The following is a 21,406-nucleotide window of genomic DNA, read 5'->3' on the forward strand; positions in this document are numbered from 1 at the left end:
CTAAAACCAGATTCTCATTTTCATGAGAAATTAATATGATTAAAGACAACACTACTTGGTATGCTTCATGGTTTAACACGCCATTTTACCATATTTTATATAAAGACAGAGATTATGCCGAAGCTGAAAGCTTTATGCAAAATCTTACCAATTACTTAAATATTCCTGAAAACGGAAAAATCCTCGATCTCGCCTGTGGTAAAGGTCGTCATGCTATTTATCTTAACAAAATGGGTTATAATGTAACTGGCGTAGATTTGTCTGAAAACAGTATTGCTTATGCCAAACAATTTGAAAATGAGACACTAAAATTCGAGGTACATGACATGTGTAAACCGTACCACGAACAATTTGATGCTGTGTTTAACCTCTTTACAAGTTTTGGGTATTTTACAAACGAAGAAGATAATCTTAATACCATTAAAGCTATAAAAGCCGATTTAAATGACACAGGTTTTGGTGTTATAGATTTTTTAAATAGCAATTATATTATCGATAATTTGGTAACCGAAAACACCAAAGTAGTTGAAGGTATTGCATTTAACCAGAAACGTTATGTGGAAAACGGTTATATTATTAAAGACATTTCTTTTACAGCCGAAAATCAAGAATTTAAATTTCAAGAGCGCGTACGTGCTTTTACTTTAGAAGATTTTGAAGTATTGTTCGATAATGCTGGCGTGCATTTACTAGATGTTTTTGGCGATTATAAGTTAAATAAATACCATAAAAATAATTCTGAACGTTTAATCCTTATTTTTAAATAGCGCATGCTTTTAAACATTATCCTTCCTATAGTTTCGGTTGTTTTAGGTTTTTTAGTTGTATTTTTATTAAAGCCAAATCAACCAAAACACTTAAAATTGTTATTAGCCTTTAGTGGTGCTTTTTTACTGTCTATTACAGTTTTTCATTTTTTACCAGAAGTTTATAATAGCGATTATAAAAGCATTGGCTTGTTTATAATGGCTGGTATTTTATTGCAAATTATTTTAGAGTTTTTCTCTAAAGGAGCAGAACACGGTCATGTACATATTAGTAAGAATGCCACCGCGTTTCCATGGCTGTTATTTATAAGTTTAAGTATTCATAGTATTTTAGAGGGTATTCCTATGGATGGGCATACCAATTTAATTTACGGTATTATTATACATAAATTACCTGTAGCCATTATTTTATCTACGTTCTTTTTAGCCTCTAAAATGGCTAAAAGCAAAGCCATAGCATTTTTATTATTATTTGCATTAATGACGCCTTTAGGTGTTTATTTATCTGCTAATTTTAATTTTTTCAACACGTATAGTATTCAAATCTCTGCCATCGTTATTGGTATCTTTTTACATATTTCCACCACCATTTTATTTGAAAGTAACGAAGGCCATAAATTTAATATCACCAAATTATTAACTATTATTACAGCAATTGTAATTGCGTATTTTATTTAGTTGTCCGTTACAGTCATTTGTTGCAGCATGACACCATTTGTATAGAGAATAATTACATTTATTAATCGTTCTCGATACAAAATTGCTGAAAATCAATTTCACTCGAACTGACAAGATTTACAAAAATGAATAAATCTCTAACTAATATATTTTAACTTTTAGCTAAAAAAAGTGTTTTCAAAAGAAGAATCAAAACAATTAAAACAGTTATTCTGGACCAGTTTCGGGAAATCTTTCCCTACAAAATGGATTTTATATAATACCAAAATAAAAGGGTTTAGCTTTAAATTTCATTTCGATAACAAAAGTGCTCATGTGAGTTTAGATTTAGAAGACGATTTGGAGAACCGCATTAACTACTGGGAAAAACTCAACCAGTTAAAAACCATATTAAAAACCGAATTTCTTCCTGATGCCATTTTTGAAGAAGAATATTACTTAGAAAATGGTAAAGAAATTTCAAGAATTTATGTCCCACTGGGTTACAAAGTATCCATCCATAATAAAAATAACTGGCAGGAAGTTATGGTATTCTTTAACGAAAAAATGAGTGCTTTTGAAGCCTTTTTTTACGAATATGAAGATTTTTTAAAAGCCTGATTGCACATGAAAACACTTTTACTTATTCTCACCATTCTTTTTGTGGTTATTCCGTTAACTGGTTTTATACTCTTAATTCGCTGGGTGATAAAAAAATCTAAAGCCGACCAGCCACCTGCTGTTTTAGAAAAGGAGAAAAACCAACTTATTGCCAAAGTACGCTCTAAAAAAAGCAGCCTTACACCATGGAAACCCGAATTTATAGAAGAGATTTCTAATACTATAGATTTTAATTACAGTAAATCGTTTACAAGACGGTTTAATGGCGTAATACAAACATTAAATGGCGATAAAATTATTGCTTTCAGGCGTTTAGACAGAGGACAATTTAAGGTAACTTCAAGAATTTTTGTTGCAGGTAGCAATTTTGAAATTTTCTACGATCTTAAAGACAACGAGATGAAGATTTATTTTAATAGTACCTATTTAGGTAAAATGATAAACCATAGCACGTTATTAAATACTGCCGAAAAACCAATAGGAACAGTAAGCAGAAACCAAGATAACAAGGATTACTACTTAATAACCTTACACGACGACCAACTCGCCTATGTAGTTAAAAACACAGACCGAAGAACCTTTTTGCGTAACCCGTTTTACGATTTCCGTCCAAGCAATGCCTTAGAAGTCGATGCGTTTATTGACAACGAGGAAGCCACGAAACTAACAAAACTGGCGAAATTGTATCACGAATTGGATAAAGACAGTGACGACTACAAATGGGCATTGGCTTTAATAACTTTCGAAGCGGTTTATTATGGTATTGACTTTTTGCAGTAATTTTAAGCTTTGAGATAAATAGCCATATTTCGTTAAAGAAATATTGTAAAGCTCATTAAAGCAATCTTCGCAAATTAAAGAATAATTACCTCTCCTTGCATCTCAAGTAACACTTATTCTGTTTTGTAATAAACGTCACCATCTTCACCTGTAAAAAATGTAATCATGCTTACTTCGCAAAAATCAATTTCCGGGAAAACTCGGCCTTCATCATCACGATCGGTTATTTTTATATCGTATATGCAAAGGGTTTTATCTGTTATAGGTATCGAAACTTCGACAGTTGAATTATTAGGAAAATAATTTTCAGGAATAATATCCTCTCCCCATTCTTCCTTTACAGTTTCAGACACATAAACACCATTGAGAGTAACTCCCGAATTATTTACAATTTTAAATTTCAAATGTAAATCTTGAGCAAACATTCCTGTTAAAAAAAATAAAGAAACAAACGTGAGTATAAAAGTTTTAGTTTTCATAATAAAATAATTTAGTTGTTTAATTTCTATTAATAATGTTTAATATTTTAAAGTGTTTTAATACTTAAATCAAATTTAAACAACTGTACATCAGTAAAATAGAGTATAAATACTTGTTTTTACTAAAAAATTAGAACAAAAGTTGTAAATCTATAAATTGTATACCCTTTTTTAGATGTAAATGGAGTTTTATCTAACTTGATAGAGTAAACGAAATGTGTTATTTTCGTTTACTGCCCTAAAAACATTGAAATGTTTTTTATTTAAAAACTTAATAGCACCAATATAATTAACAACATGAAACTATCTTTAAAAGCAAATAAAATTCGAAGTCAAATCAATAAGGAGACAACCAAATTGGGAGATTTAAGAAAAATTGCAAAATCAATAAAAAAAGATCACGATTTAGCGATGGAACTTTGGTCTACAAGAGACTTTCTGCCTCGTCAATTAGCAATTTTAATAATGGATAAAAAGTTCTTGAATCAAGAAGTAATTAACCAATTGGATAACGATATCCAGCAACACGAATTCGATGAGCAAAACCATTTAATCGATTGGTTAATGGCTAATCAATTAACTAAAGACAAAAAGTTAATTTCCCTTATAGAATCTTGGATAGACAGTTCGTCTAAATTACAAAGGAGAGTATTTTGGTATTATCAAGCACGATTAAGATGGATGGGAAACACTAACCAAACTAACACAAAAGAATTGCTCGATTTAATTGAAAACAACCTAATGAAAGAAGCACCTGAAGTGCAATGGGCAATGAATTATACAGCCGGACAAATAGGGAAATGGCAAGAAAAGTACCGTGATAGATGTATTGCTATTGGAGAAAAAACAGGACTTTACAAAGATGAAATGGTAGCGAAAAATTGTGTTCCAAGTTATTTGCCAGAATTTATTCGTATAGAGGCTGCGAAGGTAAAAAACTAAGTCATTTAATACCAAACTTCCCAAACCCTAAACCACAAACCAGTACACCATTAAAAAGTGAAACACAGCTCCAGCCAGTACAAACAAATGCCAAATAACATGGTAAAAACGTTTTTTTTCCAGAGCATAAAAAATGATCCCAATCGTGTAGGCTGCACCACCAAGCATGAGTAAAGTAATGCCTTCTTGTGGCATTAAGGTTTTAAGTTCGGCAAAATCGAAAATTATTAGCCAACCCATTACTAAGTATAAAAGTGTAGAAAACACATTAAATCTGCCAGTAAAAAAGAGTTTTAGCACAACACCAAAAGCGGCAATGCCCCAAACAACTGCAAATAAAGTCCAGCCCAAACTTTGCTCTAAGGTAATGAGTAAAACTGGCGTATAGGTTCCTGCTATTAACAGGTAAATACTAATGTGGTCTATAATTCTAAAGGTATGTTTGCGTCTTTCGTTTTTAATAGAATGATATGCTGTAGAGGCTGTAAAGAGTACAATTATAGAAGCGCCATAAATAACTACACTAAATAAACTGTATTCGGTTTTTTGGGAATCTTTGAGTATTAAAAGTATTAAACCAATAACGCCTAAAAGTGCGCCAAGGCCGTGAGTTATTGCATTCCAAAGTTCTTCCTGTTGGGTTTGTATGCGCATTAAGATTTAGATTTTTCTTGGGTGGCTTCGTCGTTGTCATCCTCGTTTAACCATTTGTCGGTTAATTCAAAAAAATCGAATTCTACAGCTGGCTTCTGCTCTACCAGCAATCCTTGCTGAAACATGCGTTGCAATATATCTTCAATTAAATAATCTTCTTTAACGTTTTCAGGGTCAAATTCGCGTTTTAACGAAATATCGAAGAGGCTCGCTGTATTGTTAAACCAAAAGGCACGCCAGCCATTTCTAAGTTCTTTAATAAGCGTAAAAGTGGTTTTCCCTGTTTGTCTGTGAATGAGTTTTATAAGAATTTGCCCTTCGGTTCTGGTCATTTTTTTTAATTCGGCAGAAAACTCATTTTCTATATATTTTTGTACTGTTTTAGCATAGCGCTTTTTCTTTCGCTTAGAATCTAATGTCTCCAAACGTTCGTTTAAAGCGGTTAAACGTTCGGCTGCTAATTTGGCATAAGGATAAACTTTAATGGTTTTTCGTCTTAAAATATAATAGCGTCTTCTGTTTTCTTTACTATCAAACTTCAGCTTATGCAAAAGCATGACTTCTTCAAGGTTTATAGCTTCACGTGGAATAGAATCACCTTCAATTATCATGTACTCCACCTCTGTTGAATCTTGTTCAACCTCTGGTGATTGTCCGAAAATTAACATCGGAAACACTAATAAAAGTAATACAATGTGTTTCATATAAAGAGTTACGCTAAAACCGTTCCAAAAGTTTTATAATTCTATCACAAAATTAATAATTATACGGTTGCTAACTGTTAATTAATACTGAATATTGTTATTTTAGTGAAAAATTTATACAATGGCAAAACAAAGCATACTTAATAAAAAGTCGATGACTTTTTTAGAGAACTATTTAAACAACGCTGCCCCAACAGGCTACGAATGGGATGGACAAAAAATATGGATGGACTACCTAAAACCGTATGTAGATGAATTTATTACAGATACCTATGGTACTGCAGTTGGTGTTATAAACCCAAAGGCAAAATACAAAGTGGTGATAGAAGGTCATGCAGACGAAATTTCTTGGTATGTTAACTATATAAGCGATAACGGATTAATTTACGTGATTAGAAATGGCGGTAGCGATCACCAGATTGCTCCAAGTAAAATTGTAAACATTCACACCAAAAAAGGCATTGTAAAAGGCGTTTTTGGTTGGCCAGCCATACATACACGTAATAAATCTAAAGAAGAGCCACCAAAGCCAGACAACATTTTTATAGATTGTGGTTGCACAACTAAAGAAGAAGTAGAAAAACTTGGTGTACACGTGGGCTGTGTAATTACCTATCCAGACGAATTTCATATTCTAAATAAAAAGAATTTTGTATGTCGTGCTTTAGATAATAGAATGGGTGGTTTTATGATTGCCGAAGTAGCACGATTACTTAAAGAGAATAAGAAAAAACTACCGTTTGGATTGTACATTACCAACTCTGTACAGGAAGAAATTGGTTTACGTGGTGCACAAATGATTACCGACAGAATTAATCCAAACGTAGCTATTGTTACCGATGTAACGCATGATACCACCACACCAATGATCGATAAAAAGAAACAAGGTCATGTGGAAAATGGAAAAGGACCAGTAATTGCTTACGCGCCTGCTGTACAGCAAAAATTACGCGATTTAATTACAGATACTGCAGAGGCAAAGAAAATTCCGTTTCAACGTGCTGCTTGCTCTCGTGCCACAGGTACAGATACCGATGCTTTTGCTTACAGTAATGGTGGTGTGGCATCTGCTCTAATATCTTTACCGTTGCGTTATATGCACACTACTGTTGAAACGGTACATAAAGATGACGTGGAAAATGTGATTAAATTAATTTACGAAACATTATTAAAAATTGAAGATGGTGAAACGTTTTCGTATTTTAAATAATTGTTAAACGACAAATTATAATCAATATCAAGCCTCTTTTTTTGAGGCTTTTTTTAGTATGAAAGAAGAACGCATAGACATTGTAACCCAAGGTGGGAAACCAACTGGAACATCGGCTTTAAAGAGCGAGATTCACGCAAAAGGGTATTACCATAATACTGTACATATCTGGTTTTATACTACAAATGGCGAAATACTTTTACAACAACGCGCAGCTTCAAAAATAATTTGCCCGTTACTTTGGGATGTTAGCGTCGCTGGACATATTGATGCTGGCGAGACTTTAACTTCTGGTGCAGTTCGGGAAATTAAAGAAGAAATTGGTTTAGAGATTTCTGAAAATAAATTAGAAAAAATTGGTGTTTTCAAATGTTTTCAGTCTTATCCTAACGGAATTATTGATAATGAATTTCATCATACATTTATAGCCGAATTACATGTATCGCTTTCAGCATTAATACCCCAAAAAGAAGAAGTTGAAGCTTTAAAAACAGTTACACCTGAAAATTTTAAACAGCTTTTAAAATACTCCAAAACCAATAAACACTTTGTAGAAAGTAATAAAAAGTATTATGAGTTTGTTCTTGAAAGCATTAGCAAAAAATTCAACTTATAGTGCATAGTTCTCGATAAAAATGCTAAAAAGCATTTCTCTCTAACTGACACACTTTATAATCATAATATTATTAATGTCACTTCAAGTGATTTCTATTTATTCTATCGAAATTGTAACAAGAAGCCATACAATTAAAACATTATTTTCTACTTTCGTTCTATGGATTTAATTCTTTACGCACTCGCTCCTGTAGCTATTGTTATTTTTTACATTTATTTAATGGATAAATATGAAAAAGAGCCTATTCGCTTGCTTATCGTTTCTTTTTTACTGGGAGCAGTTGTGAGTATTATAATAACAACCATTTTCTACATGGTTTTTAATTCGGTCTTGCCGATAGTCGATGATTTAAGTGTCTTCGACCAGTTTATTCAGGCCTTTTTTGTAGTTGGTTTTTCTGAAGAATTAAGTAAATACATCATTGTTTTCCTTTTTGCACAACGCCTTAAAGCCTTTAACGAACCTTTTGATGGCATTGTTTACGCTGTAATGGTTTCTATGGGTTTTGCTGCTACCGAAAATATTTTTTATGTACTGGACAGCGGACCATCTACAGCATTACTCAGGGCTTTTACAGCAATTCCTGCACACGCAACCTTTGGAATTTTAATGGGTTATTTTATGGGAAAAGCCAAATTTGCTGAGAATAGAATATTGTGTAATCTTACAGGTCTGGGCTTAGCCATCCTTTTTCATGGTGCCTACGATTTTTTCCTATTTATAGACTTTATTCCTGGAATTTGGCTTGGTGCTTTTGTATCGCTTATTATTGGCATTATTCTCTCTCGTAAAGCCATTAAAAAACACCAGGAAAATTCTTATTTTAAAGATATTATTACTTAATAAATTTCAAGGTTTGAGACTGCCCATTAAAAGATAAATTAATAAAATACAAACCGTTGGATAATGTTGAAATATTAATGGTTTTATCAGCATTAAGTTTAGACTGTAAAGCCGCCTGTCCAGAAATATTATAAATGGTAAAATTCACTGCTCCTTCATGATCCATAAATACAGATAATCTTTCATGATTGGAATCTGTAACAATTTTAATTTCAGTATTAGCTATTGTGTTTTCAAGTGTGGACAGTGTAAAACTGTTTAATTCTGCTACGTAACTATCTACCGAGATACCATCTTCTGTCCCACTCCAGTCGCTTCCAAAAAGTAAACGAGTACCTGAAGGACTAATAGTTACGTGTGGTTCTCCCCAATAATCAATATCATCTTCATCGCTTCTATGGTGTGCAACTCGGTACACATCGGCATCTAACTCATTTACTTTTGCAATAAATAATTCCTGATCTAAAATTTGAACACCATCTTGTTGAAATCCTAATGAAGACACGGCAACCCAACCACCTTCGGTATTTTTATGTGCTAATGCAGACAAGTGCGTTCCAGATTTTGGATACCCATAGTCACCTGTTGGTGTTACGGAAAAACAATGTCCTGTTGTTGCATTATGTGCAACCAAAGTACCTTGACAACCACCACTTGGACCTTGCTCGAAAGCAATAGCAAATACAGCATCATCTCCATTACTTAACTTGCCAATACATTTATGTTCTGCAACATTATCCAGATTTAAACTACGTACAAAGTCTCCATTAGCATCATACACATTTCCACGATGAAGAAATAAGTTTCCACTCGGGAAAGGCATTGGAGCATTAAATGAAAGATTTGCTATATTAAAACTCGTTAACGTATTTGTAGAAATTCTATAATAGTAAGCTGATGTATTACCGCATCTAAAAGAAAAAACATCGTTATCCCAAGACATCATTTGTATATCGTTTCCACCGGATAATGCCTCAGTACAGCCACTTATGGTTCTTATATTTACAATAACCGTTTTAACCTGTGTTTGTACATTATAGCTATACAAATTATCGTTATTGTTATCCATATAAAACAGAACATCGGGATCTGTAAACGACCAGAAAATGGCTTCTAAATCATCAGGATTTATATCTGTCATATCTCTTATAAACGCGTACGTTTGTCCGTTTAACAATTTATGGACACCTCCACCATACACAATCATTAAGCTTTCATCCGCATTCCAGGATTGAATAGTGTTGTACATTGGCACGATAAAATTTCCAGGTGTTGCCTGTGTAATACGCCTGATTTGCGTACTGGGAAATGAGGGATCCTGAACCGAAGCCAAATAACCAGGTTTTGCCAATGGCTGCATTGGATGTTGTACGAGGTCGTTTGCAATGTAACCTTGGCCTAAGTTTTGGGAAAAACTAAATTGAAAAACGATAAAAAGTATAGAGAGTAATTTTAATTTCATAATGAATTATATTTAGTAAATACGTTCAAAATGAGGGAAATGGATTTGGACTGCAAATATAATAAGTTAAGTTACTCTGCACCTAAATTCTATAGTTTATTTTATTTGAATAAAAAAGAGCCCCATTTTAAGGCTCTTTCATGTTTTGGAATTATATTTAAATAGTTAGTTAGTTAAGTTATTTAATAATGATCTTTTGAGAAGATACTGTCTTACCATCTGTCATTCTAATTATATAAATACCTGCTGCTACATTATTTACATCAATGGTATTGTTTCCTATCATTAATTTTCCTTTTCTAATTAACCCTCCGATTACATTATATATTACATAATTAAATTCACTATTTGATTTCGATAATTTAATATTTAAATTACCATCTGTAATGGGGTTAGGATAAATATAAGGTGCTTGATTTGCTATAGTAGGAACTTCGTTTATTCCAAGAGTATTATTATCTATACTAATATTCCATAACCCTCTTCCAAAAGTACCTGCGACGAGTTTATCTGCAGTATAATTAATTTCAATATCACTTACGTTTACATTTGGCAAGCCTTCGCCAAGTTTTGCCCAAGCCTCGGTTCCTACTTTATAATAAACCCCAATTTCTGTTCCAGCAAAAAGAATTTCCTCACCTTGGTTTTGTTTTAAAACCACTTGTGTCATTTTAATATTAGGTAAACCAGATGAAATATTTGTCCAGTTAACACCTCCATTTATAGATTTATATACCTTAGAACCATCATTATAACCTCTTACAGTAGCATAAACAGTGTTAGTGTTATTTTGATCTAACGATATAGAGTTCATTTTTGCTGTAGCATCTGGTTGTGTTATTGGAGCCCAAGTAACACCATCATTATTAGATTTTTGTATTGAATTTGTACCTATAACCAATAAATTACTACCAAAAGTTTCAATATATTCAATTTGTCCTGCGCCAGAATTTAAGTTAGTCCAAGACGTCCCTTTATTTGAAGTTTTATAAACATCGGCTAATCCTGCATATAAGGTGTTAGGAATTGTAGAGTTCATTTTTAGCGTCCATACAAATGGAGCTCCTGCTGCTGGTCCAGAATCGGCATCTAAAACCGGTGTACCATCTAAGTTACCTGCAAAACCATTATCTACTCTTATAAGTCCACCGTTTTGTGCACCAAGATAGCGCACACCAGAGTCGTTGTAATCTATTGCTGTACACGTACCATCACCAACTCTACCAGACACCCATTTTAATGTGCCATTTACAGTTTCTTGACTATAACCATCGTTATCTTGGTTACCCATAATAATATGATCTTCACTTTGTGGAGAGATAGCAACAGAATATAATTGCGTTACTAAAACTCCACTTGATTTATAGTCTACAGTAGGTTTTTCGGTTGAAATTGATGGGTAGGTAACAAAGGTCAAGCCTCCATCATTTACTGTCCAAAATGAGTAACCAGCATCTAAAGTGCCCATTTCATGAATGTCTGCATGACCATAAGAGCCTTCATCTGAATTAGATTCCCAAGCATTATTTAATGTTGTGTACCAAACTGCTCCATTATCTTCAGAATTAATAGCATCTACACCACCACTAATAATTAAACCGTTTTTTACAGCAATAGCTTGATTGTATTCACCTTGAGGTTTATAGTTGGTAGTTGGTATACCTATAGCAGTTAAGGTAGGTGTTGTAGCACTTGGATTGTAAGTGAATACTTGTCCTGCCTTATTTTGAATATAAAAAACACCTGCTTGGTTACTGGTTGAAGCATGCCTTTCTGGATTAGTTCCTTCTGGTATTAATTGTGTCCAAGTTGTACCATTATTAGAAGAAAATAATAAACCACCCCAACTATCACAAGCCATAATATTTGTTCCATTTCTATGAAACTTACCAATAACTGCATCATTGTAATTGTGCGCAAATACATTATTCCAAGTGGCTCCACCATCAGTGGTTTTTTTTATAAATTTATTAGTTCCAACAATAACAGTATTGGCATCGATTACAATTAAGTTTGAAAGCGATTCTTGATCCTCTAAACTAAAAGTTAAACCTGTAGATTGATAGGTCTCTCCAAAATCTGTAGATTTTAAAACACCAATAGATTTAATATGTGCAGCATCATAATCGCCAGTCGAAACGTAAATTGTTCCTGGATTGTTTATATCTGTAGCACTACTTTTTATATCTGTAACACCAATACCTGCTATAAAATCAAGTTTTGGCGTCCAAGTAACTCCGTTGTCTGTAGATTTCCAAACGCCTCCAACTGGTGCACTTACAAAAAGGACATTTTGATTTGCATCTGTAGCATGTTCATACCTTAAAAAATTGGTTAAACGTCCCATTTGTGGATTGTTAGGATATCCATTAGCATCTGGAACTGTTTGCGGACCAATATTTGTCCATTGTTGATTTGTAACACCAGATTTATTAGCGCTAATATCTTCTGCTGTTTTTAGTTTTCCTTTAGAATCTATAATTCCTGCATTATAATAACCTTGAAGCTCGCTTGGAAAATTACCAGCAGCATCTACTCTATCTCTCCAATAAAATGCCCAGCGCTCAAAATGCTTTTGTGCTTTTTGTTGTGCTTTTTCAAATTGATTTGATTCTTTTAATTTCTTAAATTCTTGACGTGTTTGATTTACAATATCGAAGTAATTACTTCCTTTTTTTGTAGCAGCCGTTTTGTAATCTGAAGATTGAGAATAAGTAACAATCGTAAAGACTAAAAATAGTAAAGTGTAGATTTTTTTCATTGTTATAAATTTGATTTGAATTATTAATCAAATATCTATAACCTTTTAAAATAAGACCAATATTTTACCACGCACTTACCACGCACAACAATAAAAAGCGCATAAAATCAACGAAATGAAGAATTAGTCTACTTAAAATTCTCGTAAAGGTATTCTAACAATTGTGCTTCTTCCTTTACAAAATTTAACTTTTTACGTATGCGATAACGCTTGCTTTCTACTGCTCGATAGGAAGTATTTAAAAATGTAGCAATTTCTTTGTTTTTAAATCCAATAAAGATATAGTAACAAACTATAATCTCTGAATGATTTAGTTGCGGATGTTTTTCTTCAATTTGTGAAAAGAAATCGACATTTAATTCATTTATAAGATCTAAATGGCTTTCTCCTTTTTTCAATAATGTAGAGGAATTGTGATGGATGTTTTTATACAACTCCTTAATTCTAAATCGTTGTTCTATTTCACTATCTATTAAGGAAATTGTTTTTACCTCCTTTTTAACCTCACTAATATAATCCTCTAAACCACGAACCTTAACTTTTAATTTTTCGTGGTTCGTTTTTAAAAATGTAAATTCGTTATCGCGCTTTGTAAATTCTTTTATTTTTTGTTTAATCGTTTTATAACGAATGATGACTACAAAGCAGAGAATGAAAATAAGTATACTTAGTACTATTATTAAATTTCTATTGAAGTGTTTTTTATTAGTTTCGGCCTCTAATAAATCCTCAGATTTTTCCAGAGATTCATTAATTTTTAAGCTTGCTGTTATATTTTTTTCTAATAAGTTATTTTGAAAATGAGAAAGAGAATCTAAATATCTTGCTTTACCTTCCAAGTCGTTATAATGATTATAATAATCTGCATAGAGTTTAAAATAAAGCTTGATATCGCTATTATTCATTGCATACCTTAATTCTCCTGCCTTTTTGAGATAATACAAGGTTGAATCCATTGTTTTTTTATCAAAATGATGTTCTGCAATACAGGTATTTATTGACACTTTGTGTACATCATGAAGGCGCTTAGAAATTGTAGTATCACTTTTTAAAGCTTTTAGACGGTTAAAATATTTATGTGAATTGCTTGCGTCTCCTTGATGAATATAATTAGAACTCAACATAAATAAGGCGTACATGTAATAATAACTATCGTCTTTTATGGCTTGATACTCTGGAAGATATTGTAAAATTAAGGTGTTACTTTTGCCATAGTTTTTCTTAAAAAGTTCTACATAAGCATACATCTGTTGCGCTTCTGCAAGACCGTTACTGTTATTAGCCTTTTTGTAATATGTTTCAGCATCATTAAGATAATTAAAAGCCGTCGAGTCCTTTTTAATGAAATAACTATTATAGAATAACTCAATTGAAGCCATTCCTGCGATGTCATAATTATTTTCGGTTTTTGCATACTTAAGAGCCATCAAGAAATTTTGAAAAACCTCAGCGGTATTATTAGACCTATCACTTATAAAACCTTTTAATTGGTAATATTCGGCAACATGACCTTTTATAGACTCCTCAACTGGTTCTGGTATAGAATCTAAATATTGAATTGCACGTTTTGGAAATTCTTCAAAAACACGGTCAGCAGAATCTAAATATTTTAAATACTCACTTTTTACAGACTGTGCTGCTAAAGTACTTGCGCTGAAAGTAGTTATTATTAAAAAAAATAAAAATGTAGAAATACATTTAGTCATGAACACGTATTAATAAAATAAGTTGCAAAAATAACGTTCTATTAAAAAATAGATAAGGTATAAAATAATTCTTATTACTTTTATATCTTAGCCTGATAAGTATATAAATCGAAATACCTCCCTTTTGAAGCAATCAAATCGTCATGATTACCACGCTCCGCAATTTTACCTGCTTCAATTACCAGAATTTGATCTGCTTTACGAATGGTGCTCAGTCTGTGGGCAATCACAATAGTGGTTCTGTTTTTAGTTAATTCGGCTAAACTTTTTTGAATTAACGCTTCACTTTCGGTATCTAAATTCGAGGTTGCTTCATCTAAAATAATAATTTTTGGGTCGGCTAAAATCGCTCTCGCAATGGCGATACGCTGTCGTTGTCCTCCTGAGAGCTTGACACCTCTTTCTCCAATTAAAGTCTCTAAACCTTTATCAAAACGGTCTGTAAACTCGTTAACATAGGCTGCTTTTACAGCGGCTTGTAGTTGTGCTTCGGTGGCATTTGGTCTTGGAAACAAAATGTTCTCACGAATGGTGCCTTCGAACAAAAATTCGTCCTGCAGCACGACTCCTAAATGCTTTCTAAAGCTATTCAGTTTTACTTTTGTCAAATCTTCACCATCAATAGTTATTTGTCCAGATTTAGGATTTAAAAACGTTGCCGATAAGCCTGCAATAGTCGATTTCCCTGAACCACTACTTCCTACTAAAGCAATTACAGAACCCGATGGTGCTTTAAAATCGATACCGTGTAATACTGGTTTGTTTTCTTCATATTCAAAAGAAACATCTTTAAATTCTATTTCTCCTTTAAAATTTTGAAGTTCTATCGTTCGGTTTTCGTCATCTTCTTCGGCAGGCATATTCATGAGTTCTTCGGTTCTGTCTAATCCTGCTAAGGCTTCGGTTAACTGACTACCAATATTGCTCATTTGTATTATGGGCGCAATCATAAACCCTAGAAGTAAGGTAAAAAACAGAAAATCTCCAGTGGTCATTTCTCCAATAATCATGTAATATCCTCCTATTCCCATGATTCCTGTCGTTGCTAAACCAATTAAAAAGGTTGAAGCACTTGTCATTAAAGCCGTAGCGGTTAAACTCTTTTTTACATTTTGGTACAATCTATCTACTCCTTTTTCGAACGTTATATTCTCTTGATCTTCTGCATTAAATGCTTTTATAACACGTACGCCAGCTAAAGTTTCGGTTAAACGACCTGTTACCTCAGCATTAATTTTTCCTCTAATTCTAAAAATTGGTCGAATATATTTAAATGCTTTAAGTGCTATTATTCCAAAAATGGATAATGGAATAAAAACAAAAAGTGTCATCCAAGGATTAATTCTTATTAGCAGAATTAAAGATATAACCGCTGTAAAAGTACCACCAACCAACTGTACTAAACCCGTACCTATAAGGTTTCTTACACCTTCTACGTCTGTCATTATTCGTGAAACTAAAGCACCAGATTTTGTGTTATCGAAAAAACGAATAGGTAAAGACAGTACTTTCTTTTGTACTTGAGCACGCAATTCGCTAATTAAATACTGTGCCTGTACACTCAAAATTTTGGTTAGTAAAAATGAAGTAACTGCCTGCACAGTGATAGCAGCAATAACAATTGCGATTAAAACCCATAGTTTATTGGCATCGCCACTTGGTACCACATCATCAAGCAATACTTTACTTTGCCATGGTAAAACCAAACCAGACAGACTTTTAATAACTATTAAAATTAAACCTATAAATACCAACTTACGTCTTGGCCAGATTATGGTTTTAAAAGCCTGAGCCATTGTGACTTTCGATTTTGTAGTATCTTTTGTATCTGTAGTTTTTAAATTGCGCATCTTTAAAAGTTATTTTGCAAAGATACGGTTGAAAGCTTTTAGTTTTCTACTAATAAATTAATGTTTTGTTAATTGAAATTAGAACAATAATTACTCTCTACTTTTAACGTATTTTTGCGCGATGCAAGATAACCAACCTGTAAAAATAGAATTTGTAGCGTTAATGGCTTCTTTAATGGCAATTGTGGCATTAGCCATTGATGCGTTGCTGCCTGCTATTTCTACAATTGCTGCAGATCTTAATAGTGTAGATGTTAATGACAATAAGCTATTAATAACCATGATTTTTTTAGGTTTAGGATTAGGACAGTTAGTTTTTGGTCCGCTTTCAGACAGTTTTGGAAGAAAACCTATTGTATACATCGGTTTTTTAATTTTTGTAATTGCCAGTATTGTCTGTGTAGTGTCACCATCTATGGAATTAATGATTTTTGGGAGGATTTTACAAGGTATTGGTTTAGCTGCTCCAAGAACCATAGCCATTACCATAGTTAGAGATACTTACAAAGGTGATTTTATGGCTAAAATTATGTCTTTTGTCACCACTATTTTTATTCTCGTTCCTGTAGTTGCACCTGTTATGGGTAAGTTTGTTTTGAATCATTATAATTGGACTGGCATTTTTTATGTACAACTTATTATTGCCATTTTAGTGGGTATCTGGTTTTGGAAACAACAGCCTGAAACGTTAAAACCAGAGTATAAAATAAAATTTACAAGATATGTTTTTATCGATGGTTTAAAAGAGCTCCTAAAACATAAAATCACTATTGGTTTTACAATTATTTCTGGTTTTATTTCTGGTGCATTTATAGTGTATTTAAGTGCTTCGCAAGTTATTTTCGAAAACCAATATGGGTTAATAGATGAGTTTCCTTATATTTTTGCAGGATTAGCCATTGGTGTTGGCTTAGCTACTTTTTTAAATGGTAATTTAGTGATGCGTTTAGGGATGTGGCGCCTTTCTTTTATTGCCATTATTGTATTTAGTGCTAATGCACTATTGTATGTATGGTTATTTTGGAATATACCAAACCCAACTTTACCTATACTGCTGGTTTTTATGGCCATTCAGTTTTTTACTATTGGTTTTATTTTTGGAAATATTAGAGCCATTGCCATGGAACCTATAGGACATGTTGCAGGTATTGGTGCTGCTATTACAGGCTTTGTCTCTACCTTAATGGCAGTACCTATTGCTAACTTTATAGGGAGTTTTGTAACAACTACTGCTTTGCCTTTATTTTTAGGCTTTGCTGTGTTTGGACTGTTGTCACTTTCCATTTTTGTTTATATGAAACGTGAGCGACGCTCAGCCTCTCAAATTGCTAACGTGTAACTATTTAATATGTTTTTGTATTAAACGTGCCTTCATCTACGCTTTTAATAAAATTGATCAGACCTTTAAAAAACACTTTCTGGTCGTCGAATTGCGATAAATGACTTCCATTTGGGCATAATAAAAAATCGCCGTTTTTAACCTCTGTGCTTATCCACTCCATATGTTCAGGATCCATAGTGTCATGCTTGGCACCAATGGTTAATGTAGGTACAGTAATTTCTTTAAGTCTGTCTTTAACATCCCAATTTTTTAACCTTGCATCTCCTTTTATACCAAATTCACTTGGACCTTGCATGGTTACATAAACGTCTGGATTTAAATGTTTAAAGGCTCTGTTTATTGGCTCTGGCCATTTATCAACAGGCATTCTAATAACATGTTCTGTATAATAATTATTTACTATAAGCTCCATATATCTTGGGTTACTATAATCTTCTTTGTCTTCATAGCTCATAATTTCTTTAAGTATTTCTGGTTTCATTTTTGGAGCCAAAACCTCATCACTATATTTTTGGTATTCTGGAATAGAAGCCACCATGTTAGAAATAATTAGCCCTTTTAAATTTTTCTGATATTTTAAAGCATATTGCATGCCTAAAATACCTCCCCAACTTTGTCCGTAGAGATAAAAATTATCTTTATTTAAGCCTAAAGCAACACGTACCTGCTCTACTTCTTCTACAAAACGATCTAAATCCCAAAGGCTTAAATCGTCTGGTTGGTCGCTGTAATACGAGCCTAACTGGTCGTAGTAGTAATATTCTATATTTTCCTGCGGAAAGTACCCATCGAAACACTCATAAATCTCATGTGTCATGCCTGGTCCTCCATGTAATAACAATACTTTCATTTTTGGATTATTACCCACACGTTTGGTCCATACTTTAAACTTTCCTTTTGGTGTTTTTACAGGTATCATTTTTATACCACCAAGAAATTGGTCCTGCTCTTGTGGTTGTAAGTATTTTTCAGCAGAAGTTGTTTCTTCAACTTTTATGTCGTTTGAAGTTTCTGTTTTACAGCTTAAACAAATTGAAATAATTAAACTTAAAATTAAGATTTTAGCTTTCATAGTACTACAAATTAGATTATAAAGTTAGGAAAAAAAAGCACCAAAGCCATTGCCATGAGGGATGCAGTCCAACAGGAACTACACCTTGGTGTTACTTCTTTTTTTTCCTTTTGCTTTTTTCTCTTTAATTTTTACATAAATAAGTTTCATGCGACCTCTTGCATCTTCACGTCGTTCGATTTCGAAGTTTGGAATCGATTTAATTAAAGGGGTTAATTTTTGAAAACCATAGTTTCGGGAATCGAAATTAGGTTGTTTTTTTTGTAGCAACCCACCAACATCGCCTAAAAATGCCCAACCATCATCATCGGCAACATCGTCGATAGTAGATGCTATAAATTTAATTTCCTTTTGGGTTATTTTATCGATACTACTCTTGGAATCTGTTGTTGATTCTGAAGTTTCCAATTCATCTTTTACATCTTGGTTTTTTAATATCTCAATATATATAAACTTATCACAAGCCACTATAAATGGACTTGGTGTTTTCTTTTCGCCAATACCATAAACCTGCATACCAGCTTCACGCAATCGTGTTGCTAAACGCGTAAAATCGCTATCGCTGGAAACCAAACAAAACCCATTTACTTTTTCTGAATATAAAATATCCATAGCATCGATAATCATGGCAGAATCGGTAGCATTTTTTCCTGTAGTATAACCGTATTGCTGTATTGGTGTTATGGCATTTTCTAACAAGAGCGTTTTCCATTTATTTAAATGTGGTTTGGTCCAATCGCCATAAATACGTTTAATTGTTGGGTTGCCATATTTAGCAATCTCTTCCATCATTTCTTTTATATATGCAGATGGTATGTTATCGCCATCTATAAGTACTGCTAATTTAATATCTGTCACTTTTGTTGGTTTTTAATCTTTATAATCTTTAAAGGTAATTGCTTTATAGCAAAAAACCACTCAAATTAGAGTGGTTTTATTTTTCTATAAATAAAAACTATTACTTTCGGCTTGCTTTTTTAGCCATTTTATCTGCTTTTTTTTCTTTTGCCGTTTTAGTAGGCTCTTTTTTTACTTGCTTCTTTGCATCCTGCGATTTTGCCATGATATTAATGTATTAAGATTACTCTTTAAAGTTATAGTTAAATGTAGTAAAAAGGAGCATAGGTTGTTTATTTTATATAACTAATTTTATTAGTGACAATTATTTTTATTTGGCGCTATTAAATGCTTAATATTTCTTCTTTTAAATTAAAAAAGACATTGCTATTTTTTACAATTATTCTTAATCCATGTTTTACTTATAAATAGGCTGTTAGGAGCATATGCAGATTTTTGGTAACTTAGATTTTTAACCTCTTTCCCATATAGAATAGATGATGTAATTTCTTTAAGAATAAAAATCTCATGAAAAACAATAAAAAAATAGGACTGAGTCTTTCTGGTGGTGGTTATCGTGCTACTATTTACCATTTGGGCACTTTAAAGAAACTAAAAGAATTAAATCTATTAGAGCATATAGATGTTATCTCTACAAATTCCGGTGGTTCTATTACTGGAGCCACTTATGGTTTACATGCAGATGATTTTGAGACTTTTGAAGATACTATAAGAAAAGGTGTAAAACGCAGCGTAATTAAAGGTGTCCTTACCTCCTGGCGCATTTTACTCTCCCTATTTGCTTTTTTAGGTTGGTTAATTGGCATAATCTATCTCATATATCGCAATAATGGTTGGATTGCTTTGAGTTTATTAGTGCTACTAATAATTGTATTCTTATCATTTCAGTTTTACATACTTCCTATTAGCAAGCTTAATGAGCGCATGTACAACAAGTTCTTTTTTAAAGAAAAAAATCTATCGGCATTGTCGCCCAAAATAAGGTTTGGTATTAATGCCACAAACTTGGAGACAGGCAGGTTGTTTACGTTTTCTAATACTAGTATGGGAGATTCGGTTTACAGTTATCCAGATGATGAAGATAAAAGTGAACCCATCCATTTTAAAGCTGAAAATTTTCCGATAGCACGTGCTGTAGCCGCTTCGACGTCTGTACCTTTTGTATTTTCGCCTGTAAAAATTGATAAGCAATTTTTTGAAAATCCAGAGGATTACAGTCGTGTTAAACCTCGATTGGTTGATGGTGGCATTTACGATAATCAAGGAGCTCATAAACTTACTCAAACGAAAAGTGCTTATGGCTGTCGCATTGTTATAATTAGCGATGCTGGTAATACCATGCCCTTTAAAAATACCTATACAAACACTTTAACGCTGTTAATAAGAACAAGCGACGTGTTTATGAACCGCATTAAAAATTTACAAATGGTACAGTATTTATACGAAAACCATAAATCGGGTAAAAGAGAAATTGCTTACCAATCGCTTGGTTGGGATATTGAAGACTCTATTCCCAAATTTATAGATGGAATTAAAGACAAAACCATTTTGCCACATGTTTTAGTTCATCACAACATTAGTAAAGAATCTATAAAATTGAAACAATGGGATGAGATTACCAACCAATTAAAAAGAAACATTAATTATTCTGAAATTATAAAAACCGCTAATAGCACGTCGGAATTAAATATTGCAAGACGCGTGAGCACCAACCTTATAGCTTTGAAAGATGAGCAGATAGATGCTTTAATTAACCATGCTATGATATTAACCGAAATTCAGGTTAAGTTATATTGCCCAAGCTTACTATAAACAAAAAAAGACGCTTTAAAAAAGCGTCTTTCATTTTAATATTAATGGTTTCTACCAGTTATCGATCTCATCTTTAAGCTCTTCTTTGGTTTTACCATATCTTTCTTGCATTCTTCCAGCTAACTTATCAAAGTCTCCTTCTGCTTCCTTGTACTCATTATCTGTAAGCTTTCCGTACTTCTTTTTAAAGTCGCCTTTAATTTGCTTCCACTTTCCTTGAAATTGATCTTTGTTCATAATGTTTGATTTTTAAGGTTATTAACTAAATTA

General features: G+C 32.8%; 20 protein-coding genes. 10 read left to right on the plus strand and 10 right to left on the minus strand.

The annotated features are described in order from the left end of the window. The first annotated feature begins 35 nt into the window (after positions 1-35). From ACVC43_RS11950 to ACVC43_RS11965, 4 genes are all read left to right on the plus strand, one after another. Positions 36-767: a class I SAM-dependent methyltransferase gene (locus ACVC43_RS11950; RefSeq protein ID WP_452224758.1), complete on the plus strand. Its 732-nt coding sequence runs from the start codon at positions 36-38 to the stop codon at positions 765-767. 3 nt (positions 768-770) lie between these two features. Then, the gene (locus ACVC43_RS11955; RefSeq protein ID WP_452224759.1) at positions 771-1,445 is read left to right on the plus strand and encodes a ZIP family metal transporter; all 675 of its coding nucleotides are present in this window, start codon (positions 771-773) and stop codon (positions 1,443-1,445) included. 171 nt (positions 1,446-1,616) lie between these two features. Beyond that, positions 1,617-2,045: a DUF4268 domain-containing protein gene (locus ACVC43_RS11960; protein WP_452224760.1), complete on the plus strand. Its 429-nt coding sequence runs from the start codon at positions 1,617-1,619 to the stop codon at positions 2,043-2,045. 6 nt (positions 2,046-2,051) lie between these two features. Beyond that, positions 2,052-2,825: a hypothetical protein gene (locus ACVC43_RS11965; RefSeq protein ID WP_452224761.1), complete on the plus strand. Its 774-nt coding sequence runs from the start codon at positions 2,052-2,054 to the stop codon at positions 2,823-2,825. A 113-nt stretch (positions 2,826-2,938) separates the two neighbouring features. On the opposite strand, the gene ACVC43_RS11970 is transcribed toward ACVC43_RS11965, so the two are convergent. Continuing rightward, a complete protein-coding gene (locus tag ACVC43_RS11970; protein ID WP_452224762.1) occupies positions 2,939-3,304 on the minus strand; it encodes a hypothetical protein in 366 nt (121 codons plus the stop codon). Between the two features lie 297 nt (positions 3,305-3,601). On the opposite strand from ACVC43_RS11970, the gene ACVC43_RS11975 reads away from it, so the two are divergent. After that, entirely contained in the window at positions 3,602-4,246 is a 645-nt protein-coding gene (locus tag ACVC43_RS11975) for a DNA alkylation repair protein (protein ID WP_452224763.1), read from the plus strand. A 27-nt stretch (positions 4,247-4,273) separates the two neighbouring features. Here the strand turns inward: ACVC43_RS11975 and trhA are convergent, their stop codons facing one another. Both trhA and ACVC43_RS11985 read right to left on the minus strand, forming a co-directional pair. Further along, positions 4,274-4,900 (minus strand): PAQR family membrane homeostasis protein TrhA, encoded by a 627-nt coding sequence (gene trhA, locus ACVC43_RS11980; protein ID WP_452224764.1) that lies wholly within the window; start codon positions 4,898-4,900, stop codon positions 4,274-4,276. Next, positions 4,900-5,604, minus strand: coding sequence for a DUF4294 domain-containing protein (locus ACVC43_RS11985; RefSeq protein WP_452224765.1), 705 nt, complete (start codon positions 5,602-5,604; stop codon positions 4,900-4,902). The genes trhA and ACVC43_RS11985 overlap by 1 nt, the downstream gene beginning before the upstream one ends. 121 nt (positions 5,605-5,725) lie before the next feature. On the opposite strand from ACVC43_RS11985, the gene ACVC43_RS11990 reads away from it, so the two are divergent. The 3 genes from ACVC43_RS11990 to ACVC43_RS12000 all read left to right on the plus strand — a co-directional run bounded on the left by ACVC43_RS11990 (position 5,726) and on the right by ACVC43_RS12000 (position 8,273). Next, positions 5,726-6,814: a M42 family metallopeptidase gene (locus ACVC43_RS11990; protein ID WP_452224766.1), complete on the plus strand. Its 1,089-nt coding sequence runs from the start codon at positions 5,726-5,728 to the stop codon at positions 6,812-6,814. 58 nt (positions 6,815-6,872) lie between these two features. Next, the gene (locus ACVC43_RS11995) at positions 6,873-7,430 is read left to right on the plus strand and encodes an NUDIX hydrolase (RefSeq protein ID WP_452224767.1); all 558 of its coding nucleotides are present in this window, start codon (positions 6,873-6,875) and stop codon (positions 7,428-7,430) included. 159 nt (positions 7,431-7,589) lie between these two features. Then, positions 7,590-8,273 carry a PrsW family intramembrane metalloprotease gene (locus ACVC43_RS12000; RefSeq protein WP_452224768.1) on the plus strand — a complete coding sequence of 228 codons (684 nt, stop codon included), beginning with the start codon at positions 7,590-7,592 and terminating at the stop codon, positions 8,271-8,273. Here ACVC43_RS12000 and ACVC43_RS12005 read toward each other — a convergent pair. The 4 genes from ACVC43_RS12005 to ACVC43_RS12020 all read right to left on the minus strand — a co-directional run bounded on the left by ACVC43_RS12005 (position 8,266) and on the right by ACVC43_RS12020 (position 16,052). Further along, positions 8,266-9,735, minus strand: coding sequence for a T9SS type A sorting domain-containing protein (locus ACVC43_RS12005; RefSeq protein WP_452224769.1), 1,470 nt, complete (start codon positions 9,733-9,735; stop codon positions 8,266-8,268). The two genes, ACVC43_RS12000 and ACVC43_RS12005, sit on opposite strands and share 8 nt — an antisense overlap. A gap of 178 nt (positions 9,736-9,913) precedes the next feature. Next, the gene (locus ACVC43_RS12010; protein WP_452224770.1) at positions 9,914-12,496 is read right to left on the minus strand and encodes a T9SS type A sorting domain-containing protein; all 2,583 of its coding nucleotides are present in this window, start codon (positions 12,494-12,496) and stop codon (positions 9,914-9,916) included. 128 nt (positions 12,497-12,624) lie between these two features. Continuing rightward, positions 12,625-14,202, minus strand: coding sequence for a helix-turn-helix transcriptional regulator (locus tag ACVC43_RS12015; RefSeq protein WP_452224771.1), 1,578 nt, complete (start codon positions 14,200-14,202; stop codon positions 12,625-12,627). A gap of 80 nt (positions 14,203-14,282) precedes the next feature. Further along, complete coding sequence (locus tag ACVC43_RS12020) at positions 14,283-16,052, minus strand: ABC transporter ATP-binding protein (protein ID WP_452224772.1); 1,770 nt, start codon at positions 16,050-16,052, stop codon at positions 14,283-14,285. A 121-nt stretch (positions 16,053-16,173) separates the two neighbouring features. Between ACVC43_RS12020 and ACVC43_RS12025 the strand changes: the two genes are divergently transcribed. Continuing rightward, positions 16,174-17,391 carry a multidrug effflux MFS transporter gene (locus tag ACVC43_RS12025; RefSeq protein ID WP_452224773.1) on the plus strand — a complete coding sequence of 406 codons (1,218 nt, stop codon included), beginning with the start codon at positions 16,174-16,176 and terminating at the stop codon, positions 17,389-17,391. Between the two features lie 4 nt (positions 17,392-17,395). On the opposite strand, the gene ACVC43_RS12030 is transcribed toward ACVC43_RS12025, so the two are convergent. Then, positions 17,396-18,466 carry a proline iminopeptidase-family hydrolase gene (locus ACVC43_RS12030; RefSeq protein ID WP_452224774.1) on the minus strand — a complete coding sequence of 357 codons (1,071 nt, stop codon included), beginning with the start codon at positions 18,464-18,466 and terminating at the stop codon, positions 17,396-17,398. A gap of 78 nt (positions 18,467-18,544) precedes the next feature. After that, positions 18,545-19,324 carry an NYN domain-containing protein gene (locus ACVC43_RS12035; protein ID WP_452224775.1) on the minus strand — a complete coding sequence of 260 codons (780 nt, stop codon included), beginning with the start codon at positions 19,322-19,324 and terminating at the stop codon, positions 18,545-18,547. Between the two features lie 507 nt (positions 19,325-19,831). Here ACVC43_RS12035 and ACVC43_RS12040 point away from each other — a divergent pair. Beyond that, a complete protein-coding gene (locus tag ACVC43_RS12040) occupies positions 19,832-21,136 on the plus strand; it encodes a patatin-like phospholipase family protein (protein ID WP_452224776.1) in 1,305 nt (434 codons plus the stop codon). 51 nt (positions 21,137-21,187) lie between these two features. Here ACVC43_RS12040 and ACVC43_RS12045 read toward each other — a convergent pair whose 3' ends face one another. Beyond that, positions 21,188-21,373, minus strand: a complete 186-nt coding sequence (locus ACVC43_RS12045; RefSeq protein WP_452224777.1) for a CsbD family protein — start codon at positions 21,371-21,373, stop codon at positions 21,188-21,190. Positions 21,374-21,406: the final 33 nt, after the last annotated feature.

The organism is Lacinutrix chionoecetis (assembly GCF_053604665.1).